This window comes from Ahrensia sp. 13_GOM-1096m (genome assembly GCF_000620605.1).
Lineage (GTDB): Bacteria > Pseudomonadota > Alphaproteobacteria > Rhizobiales > Rhizobiaceae > Ahrensia > Ahrensia kielensis.
The window spans coordinates 1-19,212 of the sequence record NZ_JIAX01000013.1 but is presented as its reverse complement, the minus strand read 5'-3'; the positions used below and the strand labels follow the sequence as shown (position 1 = coordinate 19,212).

Here is a 19,212-nt window from a genome sequence, read left to right as displayed (position 1 = left end):
GGTTTCCCCTCAGGTTCTCTTTCCCCCGAATTGTGGCGGGGGAAAGTCATTTTGGTTCGCTAGCGCGAACTTAACCCTTCAAAACACTTACAAGTGTTTCGCCAAGTTTTGCCGGTGATGGTGAAACGCGAATACCCGCAGCTTCCATCGCCTTGATTTTGTCTTCCGCGCCGCCTTTACCGCCGGAAATCACGGCACCAGCATGGCCCATTGTGCGGCCTGGAGGTGCTGTGCGTCCTGCAATAAAGCCAACCATTGGTTTTGAACGGCCTTTTTTGGCCTGCTCTTGAAGCCATTCGCAGGCTTCTTCTTCCGCAGAACCGCCAATTTCACCAATCATGATGATTGATTCTGTTTCAGGATCATCAAGGAACAGATCGAGCATATCGATGAATTCTGTGCCTTTAACCGGATCGCCGCCGATACCAACAGCCGTAGACTGGCCAAGACCTTCATTGGTTGTTTGGAACACGGCTTCATATGTCAAAGTGCCTGAACGGCTCAAAATGCCAACAGAACCTTTTTTGAAAATGTTGCCCGGCATAATGCCGATTTTACATTCGTCAGGTGTCATAACGCCTGGGCAGTTCGGGCCGATAAGACGTGATTTAGATTTGTCGAGCTTGGCTTTAACCTCAACCATATCCATCACCGGAATACCTTCAGTGATACAGATGATCAGCGGAATTTTCGCGTCGATCGCTTCAATGATCGCAGCGCCCGCACCTGCTGGTGGAACATAAATCACAGAAGCATTGGCTTTGGTTACTTTTTTAGCTTCCGCAACGCTTGCGAAAATCGGCAATTCAGTGCCGGCAGCTTCGCCAGCGCCTTCGCCTGCAGTCCAAGTTTCGCCGCCTTTTTTCGGGTGAATACCCGCGACCATTTTTGTGCCGAAATAGGCAAGCGCTTGTTCCGTGTGGAATGTACCGGTTTTACCGGTCAGACCTTGGACAAGAATTTTCGTATTTTTGTCGATTAGAATGGACATTAGTGTCGGTCCTTTAATAACTGTTTGATCTCACGAAGTTCGGCAATCATTTCACGGTTCGTATCCGCTATTTCTTGGTTCACCGCGTTCACTTCATGAACATGTTTTTGATAATGACGGTTCGTCGCACGTAAGAAAAGAAACAGTCCCCCGAACAGGACAGCAAAAGGAAGCAATGTTCCGATCAGGGGGCCAGCTTCCATTCAATTAGCCTTTAATCGCTTTCACGATTTTCTGAGCCGCATCATCAAGGTCATCAGCTGCGATCACATCAACATCAGAATCGTTGATAATCTGCTTGCCTTTTTCAACATTCGTGCCTTCAAGGCGCACAACGAGCGGCACTTTAAGACCAACATCTTTAACCGCCTGAACAACACCTTCTGCGATCACATCACATTTCATGATGCCGCCGAAAATATTGACGAGAATGCCTTTGACCTTCGGGTCAGCCGTGATGATTTTAAACGCTGCGGTCACTTTTTCAGTTGTCGCGCCGCCGCCCACATCAAGAAAGTTCGCTGGCTCTTCGCCATATTGCTTGATGATGTCCATCGTTGCCATTGCAAGACCAGCACCGTTCACCATGCAGCCGATATTGCCGTCGAGAGCAACATAGGCAAGATCATGCTTAGACGCTTCGATCTCTTTGTCGTCTTCTTCGCTCAAATCGCGTAGTGCCATAATGTCTTCATGACGGAACAATGCGTTACCATCAAAAGAAACCTTCGCATCAAGAACGCGCAAACGGCCGTCTTTCATGACGATCAGCGGGTTCACTTCAAGCAAAGACATGTCTTTTTCAGTGAAAGCTTTGTAGAGGATCGGGAAAAGTTCCAACCCGTCTTTAGCGGCCTCTTTAGTCAGCTTCAAAGCACGGTTGATTTTTCTAGAATCCGCATCGGTCATGCCTTTAAGCGGATCGATTGGCAGTGTGAAGATTTTCTCAGGTGTCTCTTCAGCAACCGCCTCAATGTCCATACCGCCTTCTGTGGAAACCACAAATGCCGGACGACCAACGGTGCGGTCGATCAGGATAGAAAGGTACAATTCGCGTTCAATGTCCGCACCGTCTTCAATGTAAAGGCGGTTTACTTGCTTGCCTTCAGGGCCAGTCTGTTTTGTGACCAGCGTGTTGCCGAGCATGTCTTTGACGTGTTGAACAACTTCTTCAACAGAACGCGCAAGACGAACACCGCCTGCAGCTTCTTCGCCAAGTTCTTTGAACTTGCCTTTACCGCGGCCACCAGCGTGGATTTGGCTTTTAACCACATAAAGCGGTCCAGGCATTTTCTTTGCCCATTCTTCAGCTTGTTCAGCTGAATAAATTGCAACGCCACCAGCAATCGGTGCGCCGTAAGAATGTAGAAGGCGCTTTGCCTGATATTCGTGAATGTTCATTTTTCCACTTTCAGAGTATTTTCGAGTTCTTGTACATCTTCGTTGATATAAACTTGGTGTATAGTTAAATTGTTCAAGCCTCGGTTACTGAGGCCTATATCTTCGCGCATAGCCAAAAAGATATTCCCGACTTTTCTAACTACCCCAATAGAGTTAGGTTCTGGTGATACACTATCTGCTTTAAACTCAGCTATTGTTTTCAGCACCTTAGGAGACCCATAAAAGATGCACTCCTTCGTGAGCTTCATCCATTGATCCTTAAACACTTGATCAGTTTCAGGATTATAATTTTCGTCCTTTGACTGCTGCATTAGATTGAAGACCATTTCAAAAAAAACTGAGTATACTTCAATTTTCTTATCTCGGTGGGCTTCCCTCAATGACCGGGTACGTTCTTTCCAGTATGTGAAAAGAATACCAAAAACTGCTATTGTACCTGCGATTATGGATGTTTGAACAGATTTATCGGCTTTGAGAAAAACCTCGAAAAACCAATCAATGAGATACCACCCTACAGCTAAACTAAGCAGTAGAAGCAGTATCCCTAAAGCTATTTCCCTTCGCTGTGTCACAGAGCTACATCACTTCAAGCTTGGCGCGATGTTTTCACATGCTTCACAAAGACCCGCGACGCTCTCAACCGAATTGTCGAACATTTTCTGCTCAGCTTTGTTCAGGTCGATCTCGATGATCCGCTCAACGCCGCCAGCACCGATAACGGTTGGCACGCCAACATACATGTCTTTAACGCCGTATTGGCCAGACAAATGCGCAGCACATGGCAGAACGCGTTTTTTGTCTTTCAAATAGGCTTCAGCCATCATCACAGCAGACGCTGCCGGTGCATAATAAGCAGAACCTGTTTTAAGAAGGCCAACAATTTCGCCGCCGCCTGAGCGTGTGCGCTGAACGATCTCATCGATACGCTCTTTTGTTGTCCAACCCATTTTAATCAGGTCAGGAATATTGATGCCTGCAACCGTTGAATAACGTGTGAGCGGCACCATTGTGTCGCCGTGGCCACCAAGAACGAATGTGTTGATATCTTCAACAGACACATTGAATTCTTCTGAAAGGAAATAGGTAAAGCGCGCTGAGTCCAAAACGCCCGCCATGCCGCAAACTTTGTTTTTCGGCAGACCAGAGAATTTTTGCAAAGCCCAAACCATCGCGTCGAGCGGGTTGGTGATACAAATCACAAAAGCGTCCGGTGCATATTTTTTGATGCCTGCGCCAACCTGCTCCATAACTTTCAAGTTAATGCCAAGAAGGTCATCGCGGCTCATGCCCGGCTTGCGCGGAACACCAGCTGTTACGATACAAACATCAGCGCCTTTGATGGCTTCGTAATCATTGGCGCCAGTGAATTTTGTGTCGAACCCGTCAACAGGTGAGGATTCGGCAATATCAAGGCCTTTGCCCTGAGGAATGCCTTCAGTAATGTCGAAAAGAACAACATCGCCGAGTTCTTTCAGGCCGATCATGTGGGCCAATGTGCCACCGATCATACCGGAGCCGATGAGTGCAATTTTATTGCGTGCCATAATGATAGTTTTCCATATCGCTTGTGGTTATCAAGGTGCGAAAAGAGGCACTGGCAAAGCTAGGCACTCTCCCGCAGTCCTAGTGTTGGTGACTCGCATTGAATAAAAAATCAACCGAAAAGTGAGAAACCAATATTTTCAATCGTTTAGATATTGCGGGAATTACGTAAACGTCAATCAAAACAACAATTGAGACGTTCAAATCAGTTGGCAAATGATCAAATCGGTTGGATTAAATCCCACAGATTTCCAAATGGGTCGCTGAAAACGACGACATGGCCATAAGATTCGCGGCGCGGTTCTTCCGTAAAGGTAACGTCCGCATTTCGCATGGTTTCATAGCGACTTATAAAGTCATCTGTTTGAAGAAAAAATGACACACGCCCACCATTTTGATTTCCAACGGCAGCAATCTGTGACGCACCCTCAGCCTGCGCGATAACCAGTGCAGTTTGTGCGCCCTTGGGCGCAATCTTAACCCAGCGCTTTGTATCGCTAAGTTTCGTGTCTTCAAGCAGGTCAAACCCCAGCACACCGACATAAAAATCAATCGCCTGATCATAGTCTGGAACGGTCAATGTGACCGCAGATATAAAAGAGCCCATGTTCAACCCTCCATCCAATTATCGGATCGCATCTCGATCAGCCGCGATGCGGTACGGTCGAACTCAAATCCTTCAGTGCCGGATTTGGAGTTATAAAGCTCAGTCGGTTCAGCCTCAGCAGACATCACCAGCTTGGTATGGGTATCATACAGCGTATCTATCAAAGTAATAAACCGCTTCGCCTCATTGCGCGTGGTCATATCCATAATCGGCACATGATCAACAAACAGCGTGTGATAGGCGCGAGCAATCGTCATATAATCGCGCGCACCAAGCGGCTTGGCGCACAGATCATCAAATGTGAACCGTGCAGCGCCAAGGCCCGTCTGCGGCACCTTCACCTTGCGCCCTTTAACCTCAAGCGTCATTGACCTTGGTTCAGGACCAGCAATTGATTGCCATAGATCGTCCATACCAGCGTCAGACACCGCATTGATCGGCGAAAAATAGCGCTCTGACAAAGCCAGCTTTGACAGGCGGTAATCTTGATCCGCATCAAGGCTCGTCACATCGGTATGACGCTTTAGAATATCAATAAACGGCGTAAACAGGCTGCGGTTCAAACCGTCCTTATAAAGACTATCCGGCACCACATTAGAGGTCGCAACCAGTACGACATTTTGCTCAAACAGCGCTGTAAAAAGCCGCGATAAAATCATCGCGTCGGCAATATCAGTGACGGAAAACTCGTCAAAACAAAGCACCTTGGTTTCTGACGCTATATCATGCGCAACTGGCACAATAGGGTCGGTATCTTTGACCGTTCCGGCTTTCACCTTATCGCGGTACAGGCCAATGCGGTCATGCACATCGGCCATAAAATCATTAAAATGAGCGCGTCTTTTCTTCTTTTCAGGGCATGCTTGAAAAAAGAAATCCATCAACATGGTTTTACCACGGCCCACCGAGCCGTGAATATAAAGACCGCGAACAACGTTCTTCTTCGGTGCTCTTTTAGCAAACAGCCAGCCGAGCGAAGAGGACGAAACGGCCAAACGCGCAGAACCAATGCGCGCGTTCAGATCATCAAGCTTATCGGCTAAATCATGCTGCGCGGCATCATCCATAATGACACCATCGGCAACAAGTTCGTTGTAACGCGCACGAACTGAATCGCCCGGCAAGATACGTTCAGGCATGGCTCAGCGTCCAATATGTTCTAAAGCAAATGCAGGAAAAATGGGCACCGATTTTCCGTTCAAAATTGCGTAAAGACAATTAGCGTGAAAGGCTAATGGCGCTACCGCCGCTCGTTTGCCCGTCATACCGAGTTGCACCGGATTGGAACAAGGTCGCAACCTGATTGCCATTGGTATCGCTCAACACGACCTTATTGCCTGACACGTTCCACGCCGAAACAGCAGCAGCATCACCAGGGCAACCCCGTGAAGCTGCGCGGAAACCGCCCGTCCACTTGGTCAAAGCCATAAACATCTGGCAGTTAGAGCCGCCGGTTGAAACTTTCCACGCACCAACCAATGCTTCTTTTGTAACAGGCGCATTGGTTGAAACATTTTGAATGCTGGACGGGTTTTTCAAATTGGCCACATCTGTTCCATTTGGATTGGATGCATTTGCAGGCGCAGTCGGGAAATTACCGTTTTGCTGGGCATTTGGTTGCGCAGGCGGCGGCAATTGATTGCTTGTCACCGTACCGGCAGGCGCAGGTGTCAGCGGTGCAGGCTGCGATTGTGTTTGCAAAGCGCCCATACGCGAACTCTGACAACCAGCCAGTACAACACCTGCAACCAGTAAAACCGTGATCGGCTTAATGGATGAAATCCCCATCATATAACTCCAAATTGGCAATAAAATTACCTGTCCCGATTCAACTACATACCGTCATAAAATGGCGAAACAAGGAAATTCGCAATAAATGTTTCTCAAATAAACGGTCATCGGCGCGAAATTGCGCGCGTCATGCGCTTAATGTGCAACGCTTACGTTAATGAATAGACAACAAAAAAACGGGGCATCGCTGCCCCGTTTGTCATAACCGTAATATACGGAAACTTATTCTTCTGCAGGTGCTTCTTCAGCTGGTGCAGCCGCAGCTTCAGCAGCTGCTGCTTTTGCCGCTTCTTCAGCTTCTTTTTTATCAAGCTCTTTTTGCTCTTTTTCAGCAATACGCTCTTGAGCAGCTTTACCAGGCTTACCTTTGTTAGGGTTGTTGCGCTCATCGCGTGTCGCAAGACCAGCAGCAGCCATAAAGCGCAAAACGCGGTCTGTAGGCACAGCGCCGTTTTCTACCCAGTACTTGATACGCTCTTCGTTCAGCTCAACACGAACCGCATCGCCATCTTTTGGCAACATTGGGTCCCATTTACCAACACGCTCGATGAAGCGGCCATCGCGTGGCGCGCGAACGTCAGCAATAACGATGTGGTAGTAAGGACGCTTTTTTGAACCAGCGCGTGCAAGACGAATTTTAGTAGCCATTTTAGTTTTCCTTATTTGTATTCTTTAAAGTGTGATTGTTTCGTTATTTCTTTTTCGGCAGGCCCGGCAAACCACCGCCGCCTAAACCAGGTAATTTCGGACCACCAAGGCCCGGCAGTTTCGGCATGCCGCCGCCAAGACCCATTTGCTCAGCCTGCTTTTGCAGGTTTTCGATTTCTTTCGGGCTCATGCTGGACAGATCAGGCATTCCAGCGCCCATGCCGCCCGGCATTCCGCCGCCCATGCCCATTTTGCCAGCAAGACCGCCCATCATCTTGCCCATCATGCCGCCGCCTTTTTTGCCCTTCATGGATTTCATCATGTCGGCCATCTGGCGGTGCATTTTCAAAAGCTTGTTGATTTCAGCAGCGTTCGTGCCAGAACCAGCGGCAATACGTTTCTTGCGGCTATGTTTTAAAATATCAGGGCGCGCGCGTTCATGCTTGGTCATAGAACCAATGATCGCAAGCTGACGGTTAAAGATGCTGTCATCCATTCCGGCCGCAGCCATCTGGTCTTTCATCTTGCCCATGCCCGGCATCATTCCCATGATACCGCCCATGCCGCCCATTTTCTTCATCTGATGCAACTGGTCCGCAAGATCGTTCATATCGAACTTGCCTTCCTGCATCTTCTTGGCCATTTGGGCCGCTTTTTCTTGGTCGATATTCTCGGCGGCTTTTTCAACCAGCGAAACAATATCGCCCATGCCCAAAATACGGTCGGCAATACGCTTGGGATGGAATTCTTCCATCTCGTCCATGCGCTCGCCCGTACCAATCAGCTTGATCGGTTTGCCCGTAACAGCACGCATAGAAAGAGCAGCACCGCCGCGTCCATCGCCGTCCATACGGGTAAGCACAAGGCCAGTAATGCCCACACGCTCGTCAAAGCTTTTGGCAAGATTAACCGCGTCCTGACCCGTCAACGAGTCAGCAACAAGCAGAATTTCGTGCGGGTCCGCATGTTTGCGAATATCCGCCATCTCGATCATCAGCGGCTCGTCAATATGCGTGCGACCTGCCGTGTCGAGGATAACAACATCGTAGCCGCCAAGCTTACCAGCCTGCACCGCACGTTTTGCGATATCAGAAGGCGACTGCCCTTCAATGATCGGTAGGGTAACCACGTCAACCTGTTCACCAAGCTGGCGAAGCTGCTCTTGGGCCGCTGGACGGCGCGTATCGAGCGAGGCCATCAAGACCTTTTTCTTATCGCGGCCTGTCAGGCGCTTAGCAATTTTTGCAGAGGTCGTTGTTTTACCAGAACCCTGCAAGCCCACCATCATAATGACAACAGGCGACGGCGCGTTAAGGTCGATTGTCTCGCCTTCGCTGCCGAGCATTTCAACCAGCTCGTCATGAACAATCTTGACGACCATCTGGCCCGGCTTGACGGATTTAACAACATCAACGCCAACGGCTTTTTCGCGCACGCGATCGGTAAAATCACGCACCACTTCCAGCGCAACATCCGCTTCGATCAGCGCACGGCGAATCTCGCGCAGCGCCGCTGCCACATCCTTGTCGGAAAGCGCGCCGCGGCCTGTGAGGCCAGAAAAGATCGAACCTAAGCGGTCCTGAAGTGATTCAAACATATTTGTTCCTGCTCTTCATTTCACACCATGTGAAACCAAGATAAGCATTTCGCAGTTTATTTCCAACTTGATGGAAACAACCTGCGCCTTTTGTTCTGTCGCGTTTCCGGGCGGCGAACCGGTGTCCACTTCGCCTGAAACGCTTTGCAACTTGTTAAACCCCGCGCACATAGCCAAAAAGCACCCGAGGGCGCATCGCGCTGTCGGGTGTTGACCTCCGGCATCATAAAGATTTTACGCACCGGTCAGTGGCTCGGCGTTTAAAAATATCGCTGAACAGCCGCGCTTATGGCCAAGAAGTGCGCCAGAGTCAAGAGAATGGCAGAAACAACAAGTATCGGTTTGTTTCCTTACTCGTCTTATACTGAAGGTATTGATCGTAAAGATACAACACACTTAGCCACAGACGATTGCTTCATAATCAACGTTCCTGAAACACATCGTCCATCATCAGGGTGCCATTGCACATTTTGACGGTAGGGTTTGACGAGTCGGCGGTTTGCGTCAAAAGATATCAAAGGATTAGGCGGGGCAGATAATCGATCATATATTTCCCTCTTATCTACCATATGTTTTTCTGCAAGAATCTCAATAGCTTCTTCAGATGGCTTTAAATCTGCGTGCATTGAGGCAATAATTCCGTCGAAGACTTTTTTTATTTTCCCTCCAGGGTTTTTGAGAGATTCTGGCACCCAAAGCTCGACGTAGAGTTCAAAATTTCCAACTACCTGCGGCATTTCAACGGGCTTTGCAGCAGTTGCAGCCCACCAAATGTCGAAGGGGTTTCTCATTTTATCAAGATCGAATTCTATTAGTGGGGAATCCGGGCGCTCAGGCGCTTCAGTAAAACTGTACTCGCTTAAATGGTCATAAAATTCACCGTCCGGCGATGGTTTAGGTAAGCTTTGTGTAAGGCGAAACATTATCCCGTTACGTGAGCTCCTTGCAAAGGATGCTTCCCTTACATTGTATATCAAAACGTTCTCTATATCTGCCTTGATCGGATTGACTGTAGAATGTTCGCACAAAAGAATTTGGGATGCCTGTGGTTCAAGCCTACGTATAACAGACGATAATTTTGGACGCATTTCACATCCTAGTTTTTCATGCTGTAAATGCTTTAAAGACCAAAGTTGGACCGATTTTTCATCACTTTGCAGGTTGTACATTCTCAAGCCTTCCTCAATTTTCCATTAGTTAAGCATGGCACGAATGGCTGCGCGTAACAGCATCAAGTCATAACACAGATCTCACACCTTCTTGCACACCCAACCCTTAAAGGTGAATGCAGTATAAAACATGTCGATGTCCTCAAATCCCGCATCGCGTAAAACGGCTTCATCCTCATTGGGCGACAGGACGGGCAGTTTTCTCTTCATCATTCCAATTTGCTGCAACCCAATGGGCGATGCGCCTTTTGCATTGGTAAAGGCCGAATAACGCGAAAGCCATTTATCTGTTTCTACTGGCGGAAAACTATGGTGCATCACCACCAAAGGAGCGCCGCGCTTTAAACGTTTTGCCATTTGCGTCACAGTTCTGCGCCGCTCTGCTTCCGGCAAAAAATGCAAAGTCAGCAGACACGCTGCCCCATCATAAGGGCCATCGGGCGCATCATCGATATAACCTTCATGAAAGCGAACCCGCGAAGCTAAACTGCCCAGCGTATGATGTGCCTGATTGAGCATCACGTCCGACGGGTCAACACCGTCAAACTGCCAATCTGGCTGCAATTGCGCAAAAGCTTTTAGTTCAAGCCCGCCGCCTGCACCCAGCACAAGAACACGCCCGTTTGTCGGCACATGTTCGGCCAGCAAAAGCCCCGCCATAAGGTGCATATCCCCCAAGCCAGGAATTTGCTTGCTCACCCGACCAGCATATTCTGCCTCATGAGCGCCGGACAGCGCAGGATGATCCGTCATCAAACCAACCTTTTTGCTCAACTCATTTTAAGGCCAAACAAGCGAACGGTGCACCATCACGCCTGCCATGGCCCCATCGCCTACAGCAAGTGAAACAGAATGGGGAATACGCGCCGTATTACCGCAGGCAAAAATGCCTGTGACAGAAGTTTCTTTCGTCTCATTGGTTTGTATCTGAATGCCCATCATCGTTTCTTCCAGCGCACATCCAGCATCCTCAGCAAGCGGCGTTGATGGCGAACAGCGCGACGCTGTAAACATGCCGGCAAAATTCAAAACGCGCCCATCGGCAAGATGCACATCTGCCACGCCTGTAATTTTATCAATCGGCGTTTCTTCAATCACAGCGCCCTTGTCTTCTAAAGAGCGCCTTGCAGTAGCATCAAGCGCAAAAGCCCCGTTGATGAGCAGCGTCACTTGACCCCACTCCGTCAACATTTCAGCTTGATGTGATGACTTTTCTCCCGTCGCAATCACACCGATTTGGCCTTCGTTAAGTTCATAGCCATGGCAGTAAGGGCAATGAAAAACAGATTGCCCCCAACGCTCTGCCAAACCATCAATGGGCGGCAATTCATCGGCAACACCCGTTGCCAGCAAAATGCGGCGCCCGCGATAATTTTCGCCCGCTTTCGTTAAAACAGAGAATTGATCTTTCTCACCTGAAATTGCGACAGCCATATCTTCAACGAAAGTCGCCGTTGGATATGCTTCAACTTCATCGCGTGCGGTGCGTGCAATCACAGCAGGGTCGACACCATCTTGTCCAAGAAACCCATGTGAGTGGCTGGCAAAACGGTTGCGCCGCTGGCCAGCATCAATAATCAGCACCGATTTACGTGCCCGCACAAGCTGCAAAGCCGCAGCCAAGCCAGCATAGCTGCCGCCAATGATGATGACATCATGATTCATTTTCTAGTTCCTTTTGTTGGTGCCACTGCGCATGACGGCGTGCAAAATCTTGAGCCAAATCAGCCAGCGTAATTTCTCCAAAACGCTTCAACAGAAGGGCTTCGGCTTCTATAAATGTGTCTTCAAGCGCAGCATTAACCGCCTGTTCGACAAGGCACTGCGAATCCTCATTAGAATTTCCGATGGCAAAAATTGCAGGCTCACCAAGCGTCTCATGCAATTGGCGCAGCGTAACAGACGACAAATCCACAGCGATGCGCCAACCACCGGCATGGCCGCGCTCAGAAGTGACAATTTTAGCATCACGCAAAAGCCCCATCGTCCGGCGCACGACAACGGGATTGGTGCTCAAACATTGCGCAAGCGCATCAGAGGTCATAGGTTCATCATGCTCTGCCATATGGAGAAGCGCATGCAAAACGGCGGAAAGGCGGCTGTTCTTTTTCATGTAACATTAATTGTTACGATTCGCGATAAATGTCAATCACAGACATGCTTTATTCCGTGCTCCAAACGATCTCACATTTTAGCATTGTTCTTCGTGAATGCGCTGATGAGGAAATCCTTGAAAAGCTGAATGCGCTTGGTCTGATGATACTTGTCATGATAAACAAGAAAAAGAGGCAACGGTTCTTGCGGTCCATCCGGCCCCTCACCTTCTTCCAATAAATTCCCCTTGATAGCTTCTTGGCATGTCGGTCGGGGAAGATATGCGCGCGCTTGCCCACTTATTACGAACTCAAGTGATAACTCAAAAGACCCTGTCGCAAGCCCTTCCTGTCTATTTATCTCACTTGATCCTTTTGCGATGGGACGCAAAATTGGCAGCCCTTCATCGTTGATGTGGCCCAATGGGCCAACAAAAATAATTTCCGTGTCTATGAGGTGACGGGCAATAAGACTATCGCTACCCGGCGCGCGACCGCGCAAAGCCAAATCAACCCCCTCCTCAATGAAGGAGACAGGTCGATCATCCACAAACACCTTGATCGAAATATCGGGATAGAGAGAGCGGAATTCTCTAACAATCTCAGCGAACGGCTTTTTCGGAAAAGCTGTTGGAATCGAAATGCGTACTTGTCCTGACGCTTTTTGCGCGCGCCCTATAATTTCATCAGCAAGCGACATTTCTTTCAGTGCTCTGCGGCAATGCAACAAAAATTGCTGCCCCTCGGCGGTAAGTGCGACAGTCCTTGTCGAACGGTCAAGCAAGCGCACGCTATAGCGTGCCTCAAGCGATTTCACGCGTGTCGTAACTGTTGATGCAGGTACACCGAGTCGCCGTCCTGCATCCGAAAAGCTCAAGCAATTGGCAACTTCAACAAAAGTTTCGAGAGTTCGTAAGTCAACCACTATTTAATATTTCCGTTTAATATATTCAAAATTTCACGAATTATCTGAATTGAAAATCTGCGGTATGTCAATGCGCAAGACCAAGGAGATACTAATGAACAGACGTAATTTTCTCAAAATGGGTAGCGCTATTGCTGCAACTTCCACACTGCCACCACTTCAGGCGATAGCAAGAAATACAACTTCCGATATATCTGTGAGGTGGCTTGGAGCAGCTATGATGGAACTTAATATCGGCGGGTTTCGCATTCTCACAGACCCATGCTTAGGCGAAGGCAAGAAAGCGTTTCAAATGCCGGACCCCAATGAGATGTTCGACCTTTCAAAAGGGCCTACTGTGAAATTCCACGAGCGGTTGACAATATTTCCAGGTACAACAGTATCTGAATATGACCTCGTCCTTTTAAGTCATGCACATGAAGATCATTTCGACCAAAAGGCGCAGGCATGGCTGGGTAAAAACAACCCTTTATTATGTCCGGCGCATGACGTCGATGCTTTGACCCGAAAAGGTTTTTCAGCATCCGCACTGGCTCACGGTGAAAAACGCGTTTTCACTATGGCTGACACCACCGTGACAATCACGTCAATTCCAGCAATTCACTCTCTCAACCAAGGTATTTCAGATATTTTGGGGCGCGGTAACGGCTATTGGATTGAAGCGACGGTCCGTGGGAAAATGACCAACATCTATTGGGCAGGCGACACATTTTTGGCTGATCCGATTTGGGACGCGATTAAAAACCGCGCGACACCCGACTTGTTTATACCCCACATTGGCGCTGTTGGCATGAATGGTGCTCTGGGTCAGGTATCTATGAACGGTCAGCAAGCCGTAGATTTTTCTTTACGCATTAAAACCGCCATGGTTCTGCCTGTCCACCATTCAACTTATGCGCTTTATCAAGAACCTATTAGTGAAATGATTAAGTCACATGATCTAGCAAACACCCAATCCTCTTTACATGTACTTACGGAGGGTTCTGCGTTGGCGCTTTAGCCAGACCTGCCCTATGAATCAAAGTGCTTTAAGCCAGTCCTCTTTACAAACCCGCTCAACCAATTGAGCGGGAATATCATTTATAATATATGGCAGCTTCAGCAAAAATTCGTTTCGAACTTTCGCAAGTTCAAAAAATGTGAAATACCTAAACAGCACGACCCATTCTGGGGTGCTTGAACGACTTAAACAAAGGTTCCGATATGAAGAAAATACTTATTTGCCTACCGTTGATGCTCTTAACCGCAACACCCGCATTCGCTCACTTAAATCCCAATGAGCATGGGTCATTTGCAGCTGGTTTTTCACACCCCCTATTTGGCACGGACCATATTCTTGTCATGATTGCTGTTGGCCTTTGGGCTTGGCAAATTGGTCAAAGAGCGCTTTGGATTGTGCCAAGCGCCTTTGTTGGCACGATGATTTTCGGCTTTGTTCTGGCTCTAACAGGCCTCCAATTGCCTTTCGTTGAGCCTGCTATTCTGGCATCCGTCGTCGCATTGGGTTTATTGGTGGCAATGGCCGTCAAAGTCCCTGTTTATCTTAGCGCTGCTATCGTCGGCATTTTTGCCCTGTTTCATGGTTTTGCCCATGGCGGTGAAATCGGATTGGCAACGCAGGCCAGTTACGCTGCCGGATTTGCCATTGCCACAGCTGTTCTACATGGCTTCGGCATCGCAATTGGCTACGGTCTCAATGCTGCCTTTAAAGACAATACACGCATTGCAGTAATCATCACGCGCGTGCTTGGCGGCCTGACATTCGTCGCCGGAATCGGCCTTATGACGGCTTAAAAATCGCCTTCATGAGCGGGCCTTAATCAAAGATCCGCTCATGACAAAATTGGTAAGGCCATATTGGCCACGACTAAACGTTCGAATTTCAGTATCATTCCGCATTGCCGCACTTTATAGAGCGCAAGGCCCTATACAGGCACCAGCGAGGATAGATTTTCGTGGACGTTCAGCTTCTAGCCATTCTCTTTCTCACCTTCATCATCCACCTGATCGGCACGCTCGCCTATGGGTTTCGGATCGCAGGCGTTCGCAGCCGCCAAATTGCCATAGCGTTCTCGATTTTCAATGTGATGGTGCTCGTGTCGCGGATTTCCAATTCGTTCCAAGGCCCATTGCTGGCAAAGCGCGTTGAAAACACAATCAACGCCCATGCGGTGCATAATCTGCTGAATGATTTCATGCTCATCTTGCTGGCTGCATCCGCTGCCACCATCATCGGCGGCCTGCTCATACCCACCGTTCAGCGCTTTGGCAGCGTTGCGGTTGAAAGCTTCCGCAAAAACCGCTCCATGCCTGCATTAATTATACGGCTGGCGACACCGCGCGGCATTTCCGCAATCACATCCTCTGTGGCGCTGCCGCGCTGGCAAAATATTACCCAATTGTCGATCAAAAGTGAATTTCCAGCCAAGATCATCATCTTAAATGTGCTTGCCACCGCGCTTTGGACGGTGGGCGTATTAGCGTCGATCTATGCAGGCTATCTGGAGCCAGAGTTTCGCGTCACCGCAAGCAGCCTGTCGGCTGTCATCAACGGGCTGGCGACAATCATGATGTTTATTCTGATCGATCCCTATCTAGCAGGCCTGACCGATGATGTTGCAGGCGGGAAAGTCAGCGAGAATTACTACCGGAAATTCATCATATGGATGGTTTTAAGCAGACTTGCAGGCACGATACTCGCGCAATTGCTGCTTGTACCCTCCGCGCAATTAATCGCTTGGCTTGGCCGGATAATTTAATATGGCCGGCGTAAAACATCTGCATATTGCGTTATCACCAAACGCAAATGCCGATTATTCAGCTTGGGGATTATCTTGGCGTTTAAAATCGCCCGTATCATTCATGGTCCACAATTCGCCAGTAGAAATATCAAACCACGCACCATGCAGTGTCAGCTTGCCTTTACCATGAAGAATATTCACGCAAGGAAACGTCTTCAAATTCTCAATTGAGTTGCGAATAGAAATACGCTCCAGCGCCGTCTGGCGTTCCGCGCCTGTCATATAGGCATTGGCACCCACAGCTTCAGCAGCAGGCGCAAGAAGGCTCACCCATTTGCCGATAAAATCACCTGGTGAAAGCGGTTCCATATCCGGCGTTAGAGCAGCAGAAATACCGCCGCAGCGCCCATGCCCCATCACAACGATATGTTTTACCCGAAGGCTTTGCACCGCAAACTCAAGCGCGGCAGATGTCGAGTGAAACTCACCATCTGGCGTATAGGGCGGCACGAGATTGGCAACATTGCGCACCACGAACATTTCGCCCGGATCAGCGCAAAAAATCGTTTCAGGCGCCGCGCGGCTATCACAGCACGCAATCACCATTGTTTCAGGCTTTTGGCCTTTTTCTGCAAGCTCACGTGCAAGTTCACGCTGCTCCGGCAATCTGCCGTTCGCAAAATTTTGATAACCGTCGAGGAGGTGCTTGGGAAATGTCATGGCTCTCAAATATAACGGCGCGAAAAATTTGGCAATAGTCTCTGACAGTTCATCTTAAAACCCTGACCAAGCCCAATCTTTCCCTATCTATAGAAACAAAAAACGACCTGAGGGAACCCAATGGCCAAATGTGCGTTAAATAAGGCAATTACAATACAAGGGTGAAACTATGATTAAATGGATCCTCATACTCCTCGTCGCAGCCGCAGTTCTTGGTCTCTTGGGTTTTGGCCGTCTTTCAGGTGCTGCTCTTAGTGGCGCAAAACTATTAATTGGTATTGTGCTTATTTTGTTCTTGCTCATGCTGTTCGGCATTCTCGTCATCGCTTAGCAGGCAAAAGAAAACACTTTGAATTTAACAAGCGTTCGCTCATATAAGCATAAATAACACTGAGCGGACGCGATCATGTCATTTGACGTCAATTTTGCGAAAATGAACGGATTGGGCAACAGGATCATTGTTGCCGATATGCGTGGACGTGCGGACAAAATTACCCCGCAAGCAGCCATTGAGCTTAACGCGCAAAGCGACACTGGTTTTGACCAGATCATGGCCATTCATGACCCGAAATCTGAGGGCACCGATGCCTATGTGATGATCCTCAACAATGATGGTTCAGAAGCAGAAGCTTGCGGTAATGGAACCCGCTGCGTCGTATCAGCGCTCAGCGCCGAAACCGGAAAAAACCATTTCACCTTCGAAACACTTGGCGGCATTTTAACCGCTGACGAGAGCGACGACGGTATGGTTTCGGTTGATATGGGCCGCCCGCGTTTTCGCTGGGACCAGATCCCGCTGGAAGAAGAGTTCGGTGACACGACCGGCATTGAGCTACAAATCGGGCCGATTGATGCGCCGGTACTGCACACGCCATCGGTTGCGAATATGGGCAATCCCCATGCGATTTTTTGGGTTAAAAAAGATGTCTGGTCTTATGATCTGGACAGATTCGGACCCTTGCTTGAAAACCACCCGATTTTCCCCCAGCGCGCCAATATTTCTATCGCGCAGGTGCAAAGCGATGATCACATTATCATCCGCACATGGGAACGCGGTGTTGGCTTAACGCAAGCCTGCGGCTCTGCTGCCTGTGCAACAGCTGTTAGTGCTGCGCGCAAAAAACTAACGGGCCGCGATGTTAAAATCACGGTGCCGGGCGGGGATCTATTTATAGAGTGGCGCGACGATAGCCACATTATCATGACAGGCCCGACCGAGTGGGAATTTGCAGGCAAGCTTGATGCCCAAACCGGCAAATGGATACGCCTTGTCGAAGATGCCTAGCCTTATTGGAAATTGGCGCATTAAATTCCCATATTGATGCCTAACACATCACAATTGTGCTGCTCTAGCATGCAGCTTAACGCTTGATTTGCATATCGGCGCTATGTCTGGCATTTGGCGCAAGTGCCTTTTAAAACCAAATTATATAAGGCCAATGCAATTTTAAACCGCGAAACGCATGACAATTAAGACACTCACATTTGGCTGCCGCCTAAACGCCTATGAAGGCGAAGTGGTAAAGCGCGAGGCAGAAGCCGCAGGTCTGGGCCAGCTTGAAGGCGGCGCAGTGATTATCAACACCTGCGCGGTTACCGGCGAAGCCGTGCGCCAAGCCAAGCAATCCATTCGCCGTGCCCGCCGTGAACAGCCAAACGCCCGCATCATCGTTACGGGCTGCGCCGCGCAAATCAATCCCGATGATTTTGGCGCGATGGATGAAGTTGATCTGGTGATCGGCAATGAGGACAAACTCAAAGCCTCCTCCTACCGCGCATTGCCGGAATTCGGCGTCAATCAATTCGAAAAAGTCCGCGTCAACGATATCTTCGAGGTGACGCAAAACGCACCCCATATGGTCGATTCGATTGAAGGGCGCACCCGTGCTTTTGTTCAGGTGCAAAATGGCTGCGATCACCGCTGCACATTCTGCATTATTCCCTATGGCCGTGGCCAATCGCGTTCCGTGCCCATTGGCGGCATTATCGATCAGGTCAAACGGCTAGCAGATAATGGCTACTCGGAAATTGTCTTAACCGGTGTTGACCTCACAAGCTTTGGACCGGACCTGCCCGGCAAACCATCGCTCGGCGTTCTGGTGCAAAAAATTCTGGTGCAAGTACCATCGCTTGAGCGTCTGCGCCTCTCATCGATTGATTCCATTGAAGCCGATGAAGCATTGTTTGACGCTATTGCATCCGAGCAGCGCTTGATGCCGCATTTCCATCTGTCGCTGCAACATGGCGATGACATGATCTTAAAGCGCATGAAGCGCCGCCATCTGCGCGATCATTCCATCGAATTTTGCCAGACCGTGCGCGATCTTCGCCCTGATGCTTCATTTGGTGCAGACATCATTGCGGGCTTTCCAACCGAAACCGAAGCAATGTTTGAAAACGCATTATCGATCATTGATAATTGCGGCCTTGCGCGGGTTCACGCCTTTCCATTCTCGCCGCGCGAGGGAACACCCGCTGCCAAAATGCCCCAACTTGACCGCGCGCTTATCAAAGAGCGTGCCGCGCGCCTCCGCGCAAAAGCTGCAAGCGCTTGGCAACAACATTTAAAGAAATTTGATGGCACGGTGCAAACAGTACTGTTTGAGAAAGATGGCATCGGGCGCACACAAGATTTCACCCCCGTTTTTGTTGACGGTTCTGTGGCCCGCGCTGGTGCAATTTGTGCGGTTCAGGTATTAAACAATGATGGTGAGCGCCTTATTGGGCGTCATGCAGCGCCTGTCGCCGCGCAATAGGAATTTTATAAATGGCATTCGGGTTTATCAAAAAGGTATTTTCTTTTGGCAAAAAGACGGTTGAGGAACAACCAGCCGAAGTGCCTGAAGAAGAAACACAGCCAGATGACACGGCACCAGAAGCTGAAACGATAGAAGCGGCCCCCGAAGCCATTAAAACCGAACAAATCGCAAGGCCAGAGCCAGAGCCAGAGCCAGAGCCAGAGCCAGAGCCAGAGCCAGAGCCAGAGC

General features: G+C 49.2%; 22 protein-coding genes and 1 pseudogene. 7 read left to right on the top strand and 16 right to left on the bottom strand.

The annotated features are described in order from the left end of the window. Nucleotides 1–70 precede the first annotated feature (70 nt). The 15 genes from sucD to N530_RS0110925 all read right to left on the bottom strand — a co-directional run bounded on the left by sucD (nt 71) and on the right by N530_RS0110925 (nt 12,764). Nucleotides 71–991 (bottom strand): succinate--CoA ligase subunit alpha, encoded by a 921-nt coding sequence (sucD, locus tag N530_RS0111000; RefSeq protein WP_026480740.1) that lies wholly within the window; start codon nt 989–991, stop codon nt 71–73. Continuing rightward, nucleotides 991–1,194 carry a hypothetical protein gene (locus tag N530_RS0110995; protein WP_026480739.1) on the bottom strand — a complete coding sequence of 68 codons (204 nt, stop codon included), beginning with the start codon at nt 1,192–1,194 and terminating at the stop codon, nt 991–993. The genes sucD and N530_RS0110995 overlap by 1 nt, the downstream gene beginning before the upstream one ends. 4 nt (nt 1,195–1,198) lie before the next feature. Continuing rightward, nucleotides 1,199–2,392, bottom strand: coding sequence for an ADP-forming succinate--CoA ligase subunit beta (gene sucC / locus N530_RS0110990; protein ID WP_018689894.1), 1,194 nt, complete (start codon nt 2,390–2,392; stop codon nt 1,199–1,201). After that, on the bottom strand, nt 2,389–2,964 hold the full coding sequence (locus N530_RS0110985) for a hypothetical protein (protein WP_026480738.1): 576 nt from the start codon (nt 2,962–2,964) through the stop codon (nt 2,389–2,391). Before N530_RS0110985 ends, sucC begins: the two co-directional genes overlap by 4 nt. A gap of 9 nt (nt 2,965–2,973) precedes the next feature. Beyond that, nucleotides 2,974–3,936: a malate dehydrogenase gene (gene mdh, locus N530_RS0110980; RefSeq protein WP_018689893.1), complete on the bottom strand. Its 963-nt coding sequence runs from the start codon at nt 3,934–3,936 to the stop codon at nt 2,974–2,976. 218 nt (nt 3,937–4,154) lie between these two features. After that, nucleotides 4,155–4,541 carry a VOC family protein gene (locus N530_RS0110975; protein ID WP_026480737.1) on the bottom strand — a complete coding sequence of 129 codons (387 nt, stop codon included), beginning with the start codon at nt 4,539–4,541 and terminating at the stop codon, nt 4,155–4,157. 2 nt (nt 4,542–4,543) lie between these two features. Beyond that, nucleotides 4,544–5,680, bottom strand: coding sequence for a cell division protein ZapE (gene zapE / locus N530_RS0110970; RefSeq protein WP_026480736.1), 1,137 nt, complete (start codon nt 5,678–5,680; stop codon nt 4,544–4,546). Nucleotides 5,681–5,759: 79 nt separating this feature from the next. Next, nucleotides 5,760–6,332 carry an AprI/Inh family metalloprotease inhibitor gene (locus tag N530_RS0110965; protein ID WP_247869192.1) on the bottom strand — a complete coding sequence of 191 codons (573 nt, stop codon included), beginning with the start codon at nt 6,330–6,332 and terminating at the stop codon, nt 5,760–5,762. A gap of 222 nt (nt 6,333–6,554) precedes the next feature. Continuing rightward, nucleotides 6,555–6,980, bottom strand: a complete 426-nt coding sequence (gene rpsP, locus N530_RS0110960) for a 30S ribosomal protein S16 (protein ID WP_026480734.1) — start codon at nt 6,978–6,980, stop codon at nt 6,555–6,557. A 43-nt stretch (nt 6,981–7,023) separates the two neighbouring features. After that, on the bottom strand, nt 7,024–8,577 hold the full coding sequence (ffh, locus tag N530_RS0110955; RefSeq protein ID WP_026480733.1) for a signal recognition particle protein: 1,554 nt from the start codon (nt 8,575–8,577) through the stop codon (nt 7,024–7,026). Between the two features lie 359 nt (nt 8,578–8,936). Next, nucleotides 8,937–9,746: a hypothetical protein gene (locus tag N530_RS0110945; RefSeq protein WP_026480732.1), complete on the bottom strand. Its 810-nt coding sequence runs from the start codon at nt 9,744–9,746 to the stop codon at nt 8,937–8,939. Between the two features lie 81 nt (nt 9,747–9,827). Continuing rightward, nucleotides 9,828–10,499, bottom strand: coding sequence for a class I SAM-dependent methyltransferase (locus tag N530_RS0110940; protein ID WP_026480731.1), 672 nt, complete (start codon nt 10,497–10,499; stop codon nt 9,828–9,830). 27 nt (nt 10,500–10,526) lie between these two features. Next, complete coding sequence (locus N530_RS0110935) at nt 10,527–11,411, bottom strand: NAD(P)/FAD-dependent oxidoreductase (protein WP_026480730.1); 885 nt, start codon at nt 11,409–11,411, stop codon at nt 10,527–10,529. Further along, nucleotides 11,401–11,859, bottom strand: coding sequence for an Rrf2 family transcriptional regulator (locus tag N530_RS0110930; protein WP_026480729.1), 459 nt, complete (start codon nt 11,857–11,859; stop codon nt 11,401–11,403). The genes N530_RS0110935 and N530_RS0110930 overlap by 11 nt, the downstream gene beginning before the upstream one ends. Nucleotides 11,860–11,930: 71 nt before the next feature. Beyond that, the gene (locus N530_RS0110925) at nt 11,931–12,764 is read right to left on the bottom strand and encodes a LysR family transcriptional regulator (protein ID WP_026480728.1); all 834 of its coding nucleotides are present in this window, start codon (nt 12,762–12,764) and stop codon (nt 11,931–11,933) included. 94 nt (nt 12,765–12,858) lie between these two features. On the opposite strand from N530_RS0110925, the gene N530_RS17945 reads away from it, so the two are divergent. The 3 genes from N530_RS17945 (at nt 12,859) to N530_RS0110910 (ending at nt 15,523) form a co-directional block, all read left to right on the top strand. Further along, nucleotides 12,859–13,764, top strand: coding sequence for an MBL fold metallo-hydrolase (locus N530_RS17945; protein ID WP_051540904.1), 906 nt, complete (start codon nt 12,859–12,861; stop codon nt 13,762–13,764). A gap of 203 nt (nt 13,765–13,967) precedes the next feature. Further along, entirely contained in the window at nt 13,968–14,558 is a 591-nt protein-coding gene (locus N530_RS0110915) for a HupE/UreJ family protein (protein WP_026480727.1), read from the top strand. Nucleotides 14,559–14,719: 161 nt separating this feature from the next. Next, entirely contained in the window at nt 14,720–15,523 is an 804-nt protein-coding gene (locus N530_RS0110910; protein WP_018689882.1) for a lipid II flippase Amj family protein, read from the top strand. Nucleotides 15,524–15,577: 54 nt separating this feature from the next. Here the strand turns inward: N530_RS0110910 and N530_RS0110905 are convergent, their stop codons facing one another. Next, nucleotides 15,578–16,225: a carbonic anhydrase gene (locus N530_RS0110905; protein ID WP_035266977.1), complete on the bottom strand. Its 648-nt coding sequence runs from the start codon at nt 16,223–16,225 to the stop codon at nt 15,578–15,580. Nucleotides 16,226–16,394: 169 nt separating this feature from the next. Between N530_RS0110905 and N530_RS18885 the strand changes: the two genes are divergently transcribed. The 4 genes and pseudogenes from N530_RS18885 to N530_RS17940 all read left to right on the top strand — a co-directional run. Further along, entirely contained in the window at nt 16,395–16,556 is a 162-nt protein-coding gene (locus N530_RS18885) for a DUF1328 domain-containing protein (protein ID WP_026480725.1), read from the top strand. 75 nt (nt 16,557–16,631) lie between these two features. Continuing rightward, nucleotides 16,632–17,510, top strand: coding sequence for a diaminopimelate epimerase (gene dapF, locus N530_RS0110895; protein ID WP_026480724.1), 879 nt, complete (start codon nt 16,632–16,634; stop codon nt 17,508–17,510). A gap of 178 nt (nt 17,511–17,688) precedes the next feature. Further along, the gene (mtaB, locus tag N530_RS0110890; RefSeq protein ID WP_026480723.1) at nt 17,689–18,981 is read left to right on the top strand and encodes a tRNA (N(6)-L-threonylcarbamoyladenosine(37)-C(2))-methylthiotransferase MtaB; all 1,293 of its coding nucleotides are present in this window, start codon (nt 17,689–17,691) and stop codon (nt 18,979–18,981) included. Nucleotides 18,982–18,992: 11 nt separating this feature from the next. Further along, a pseudogene (locus tag N530_RS17940) lies at nt 18,993–19,212 on the top strand (signal recognition particle-docking protein FtsY); the annotation flags it as partial.

Bases quoted from the DNA above. Each gene is read 5' to 3' on its own strand.
- sucD (WP_026480740.1), bottom strand. From the start codon at position 991: ATGTCCATTCTAATCGACAAAAATACGAAAATTCTTGTCCAAGGTCTG.
- N530_RS0110995 (WP_026480739.1), bottom strand. From the start codon at position 1,194: ATGGAAGCTGGCCCCCTGATCGGAACATTGCTTCCTTTTGCTGTCCTG.
- sucC (WP_018689894.1), bottom strand. From the start codon at position 2,392: ATGAACATTCACGAATATCAGGCAAAGCGCCTTCTACATTCTTACGGC.
- mdh (WP_018689893.1), bottom strand. From the start codon at position 3,936: ATGGCACGCAATAAAATTGCACTCATCGGCTCCGGTATGATCGGTGGC.
- N530_RS0110975 (WP_026480737.1), bottom strand. From the start codon at position 4,541: ATGGGCTCTTTTATATCTGCGGTCACATTGACCGTTCCAGACTATGAT.
- zapE (WP_026480736.1), bottom strand. From the start codon at position 5,680: ATGCCTGAACGTATCTTGCCGGGCGATTCAGTTCGTGCGCGTTACAAC.
- N530_RS0110965 (WP_247869192.1), bottom strand. From the start codon at position 6,332: ATGATGGGGATTTCATCCATTAAGCCGATCACGGTTTTACTGGTTGCA.
- rpsP (WP_026480734.1), bottom strand. From the start codon at position 6,980: ATGGCTACTAAAATTCGTCTTGCACGCGCTGGTTCAAAAAAGCGTCCT.
- ffh (WP_026480733.1), bottom strand. From the start codon at position 8,577: ATGTTTGAATCACTTCAGGACCGCTTAGGTTCGATCTTTTCTGGCCTC.
- N530_RS0110945 (WP_026480732.1), bottom strand. From the start codon at position 9,746: ATGTACAACCTGCAAAGTGATGAAAAATCGGTCCAACTTTGGTCTTTA.
- N530_RS0110940 (WP_026480731.1), bottom strand. From the start codon at position 10,499: ATGACGGATCATCCTGCGCTGTCCGGCGCTCATGAGGCAGAATATGCT.
- N530_RS0110935 (WP_026480730.1), bottom strand. From the start codon at position 11,411: ATGAATCATGATGTCATCATCATTGGCGGCAGCTATGCTGGCTTGGCT.
- N530_RS0110930 (WP_026480729.1), bottom strand. From the start codon at position 11,859: ATGAAAAAGAACAGCCGCCTTTCCGCCGTTTTGCATGCGCTTCTCCAT.
- N530_RS17945 (WP_051540904.1), top strand. From the start codon at position 12,859: ATGAACAGACGTAATTTTCTCAAAATGGGTAGCGCTATTGCTGCAACT.
- N530_RS0110915 (WP_026480727.1), top strand. From the start codon at position 13,968: ATGAAGAAAATACTTATTTGCCTACCGTTGATGCTCTTAACCGCAACA.
- N530_RS0110905 (WP_035266977.1), bottom strand. From the start codon at position 16,225: ATGACATTTCCCAAGCACCTCCTCGACGGTTATCAAAATTTTGCGAAC.
- N530_RS18885 (WP_026480725.1), top strand. From the start codon at position 16,395: ATGATTAAATGGATCCTCATACTCCTCGTCGCAGCCGCAGTTCTTGGT.
- dapF (WP_026480724.1), top strand. From the start codon at position 16,632: ATGTCATTTGACGTCAATTTTGCGAAAATGAACGGATTGGGCAACAGG.
- mtaB (WP_026480723.1), top strand. From the start codon at position 17,689: ATGACAATTAAGACACTCACATTTGGCTGCCGCCTAAACGCCTATGAA.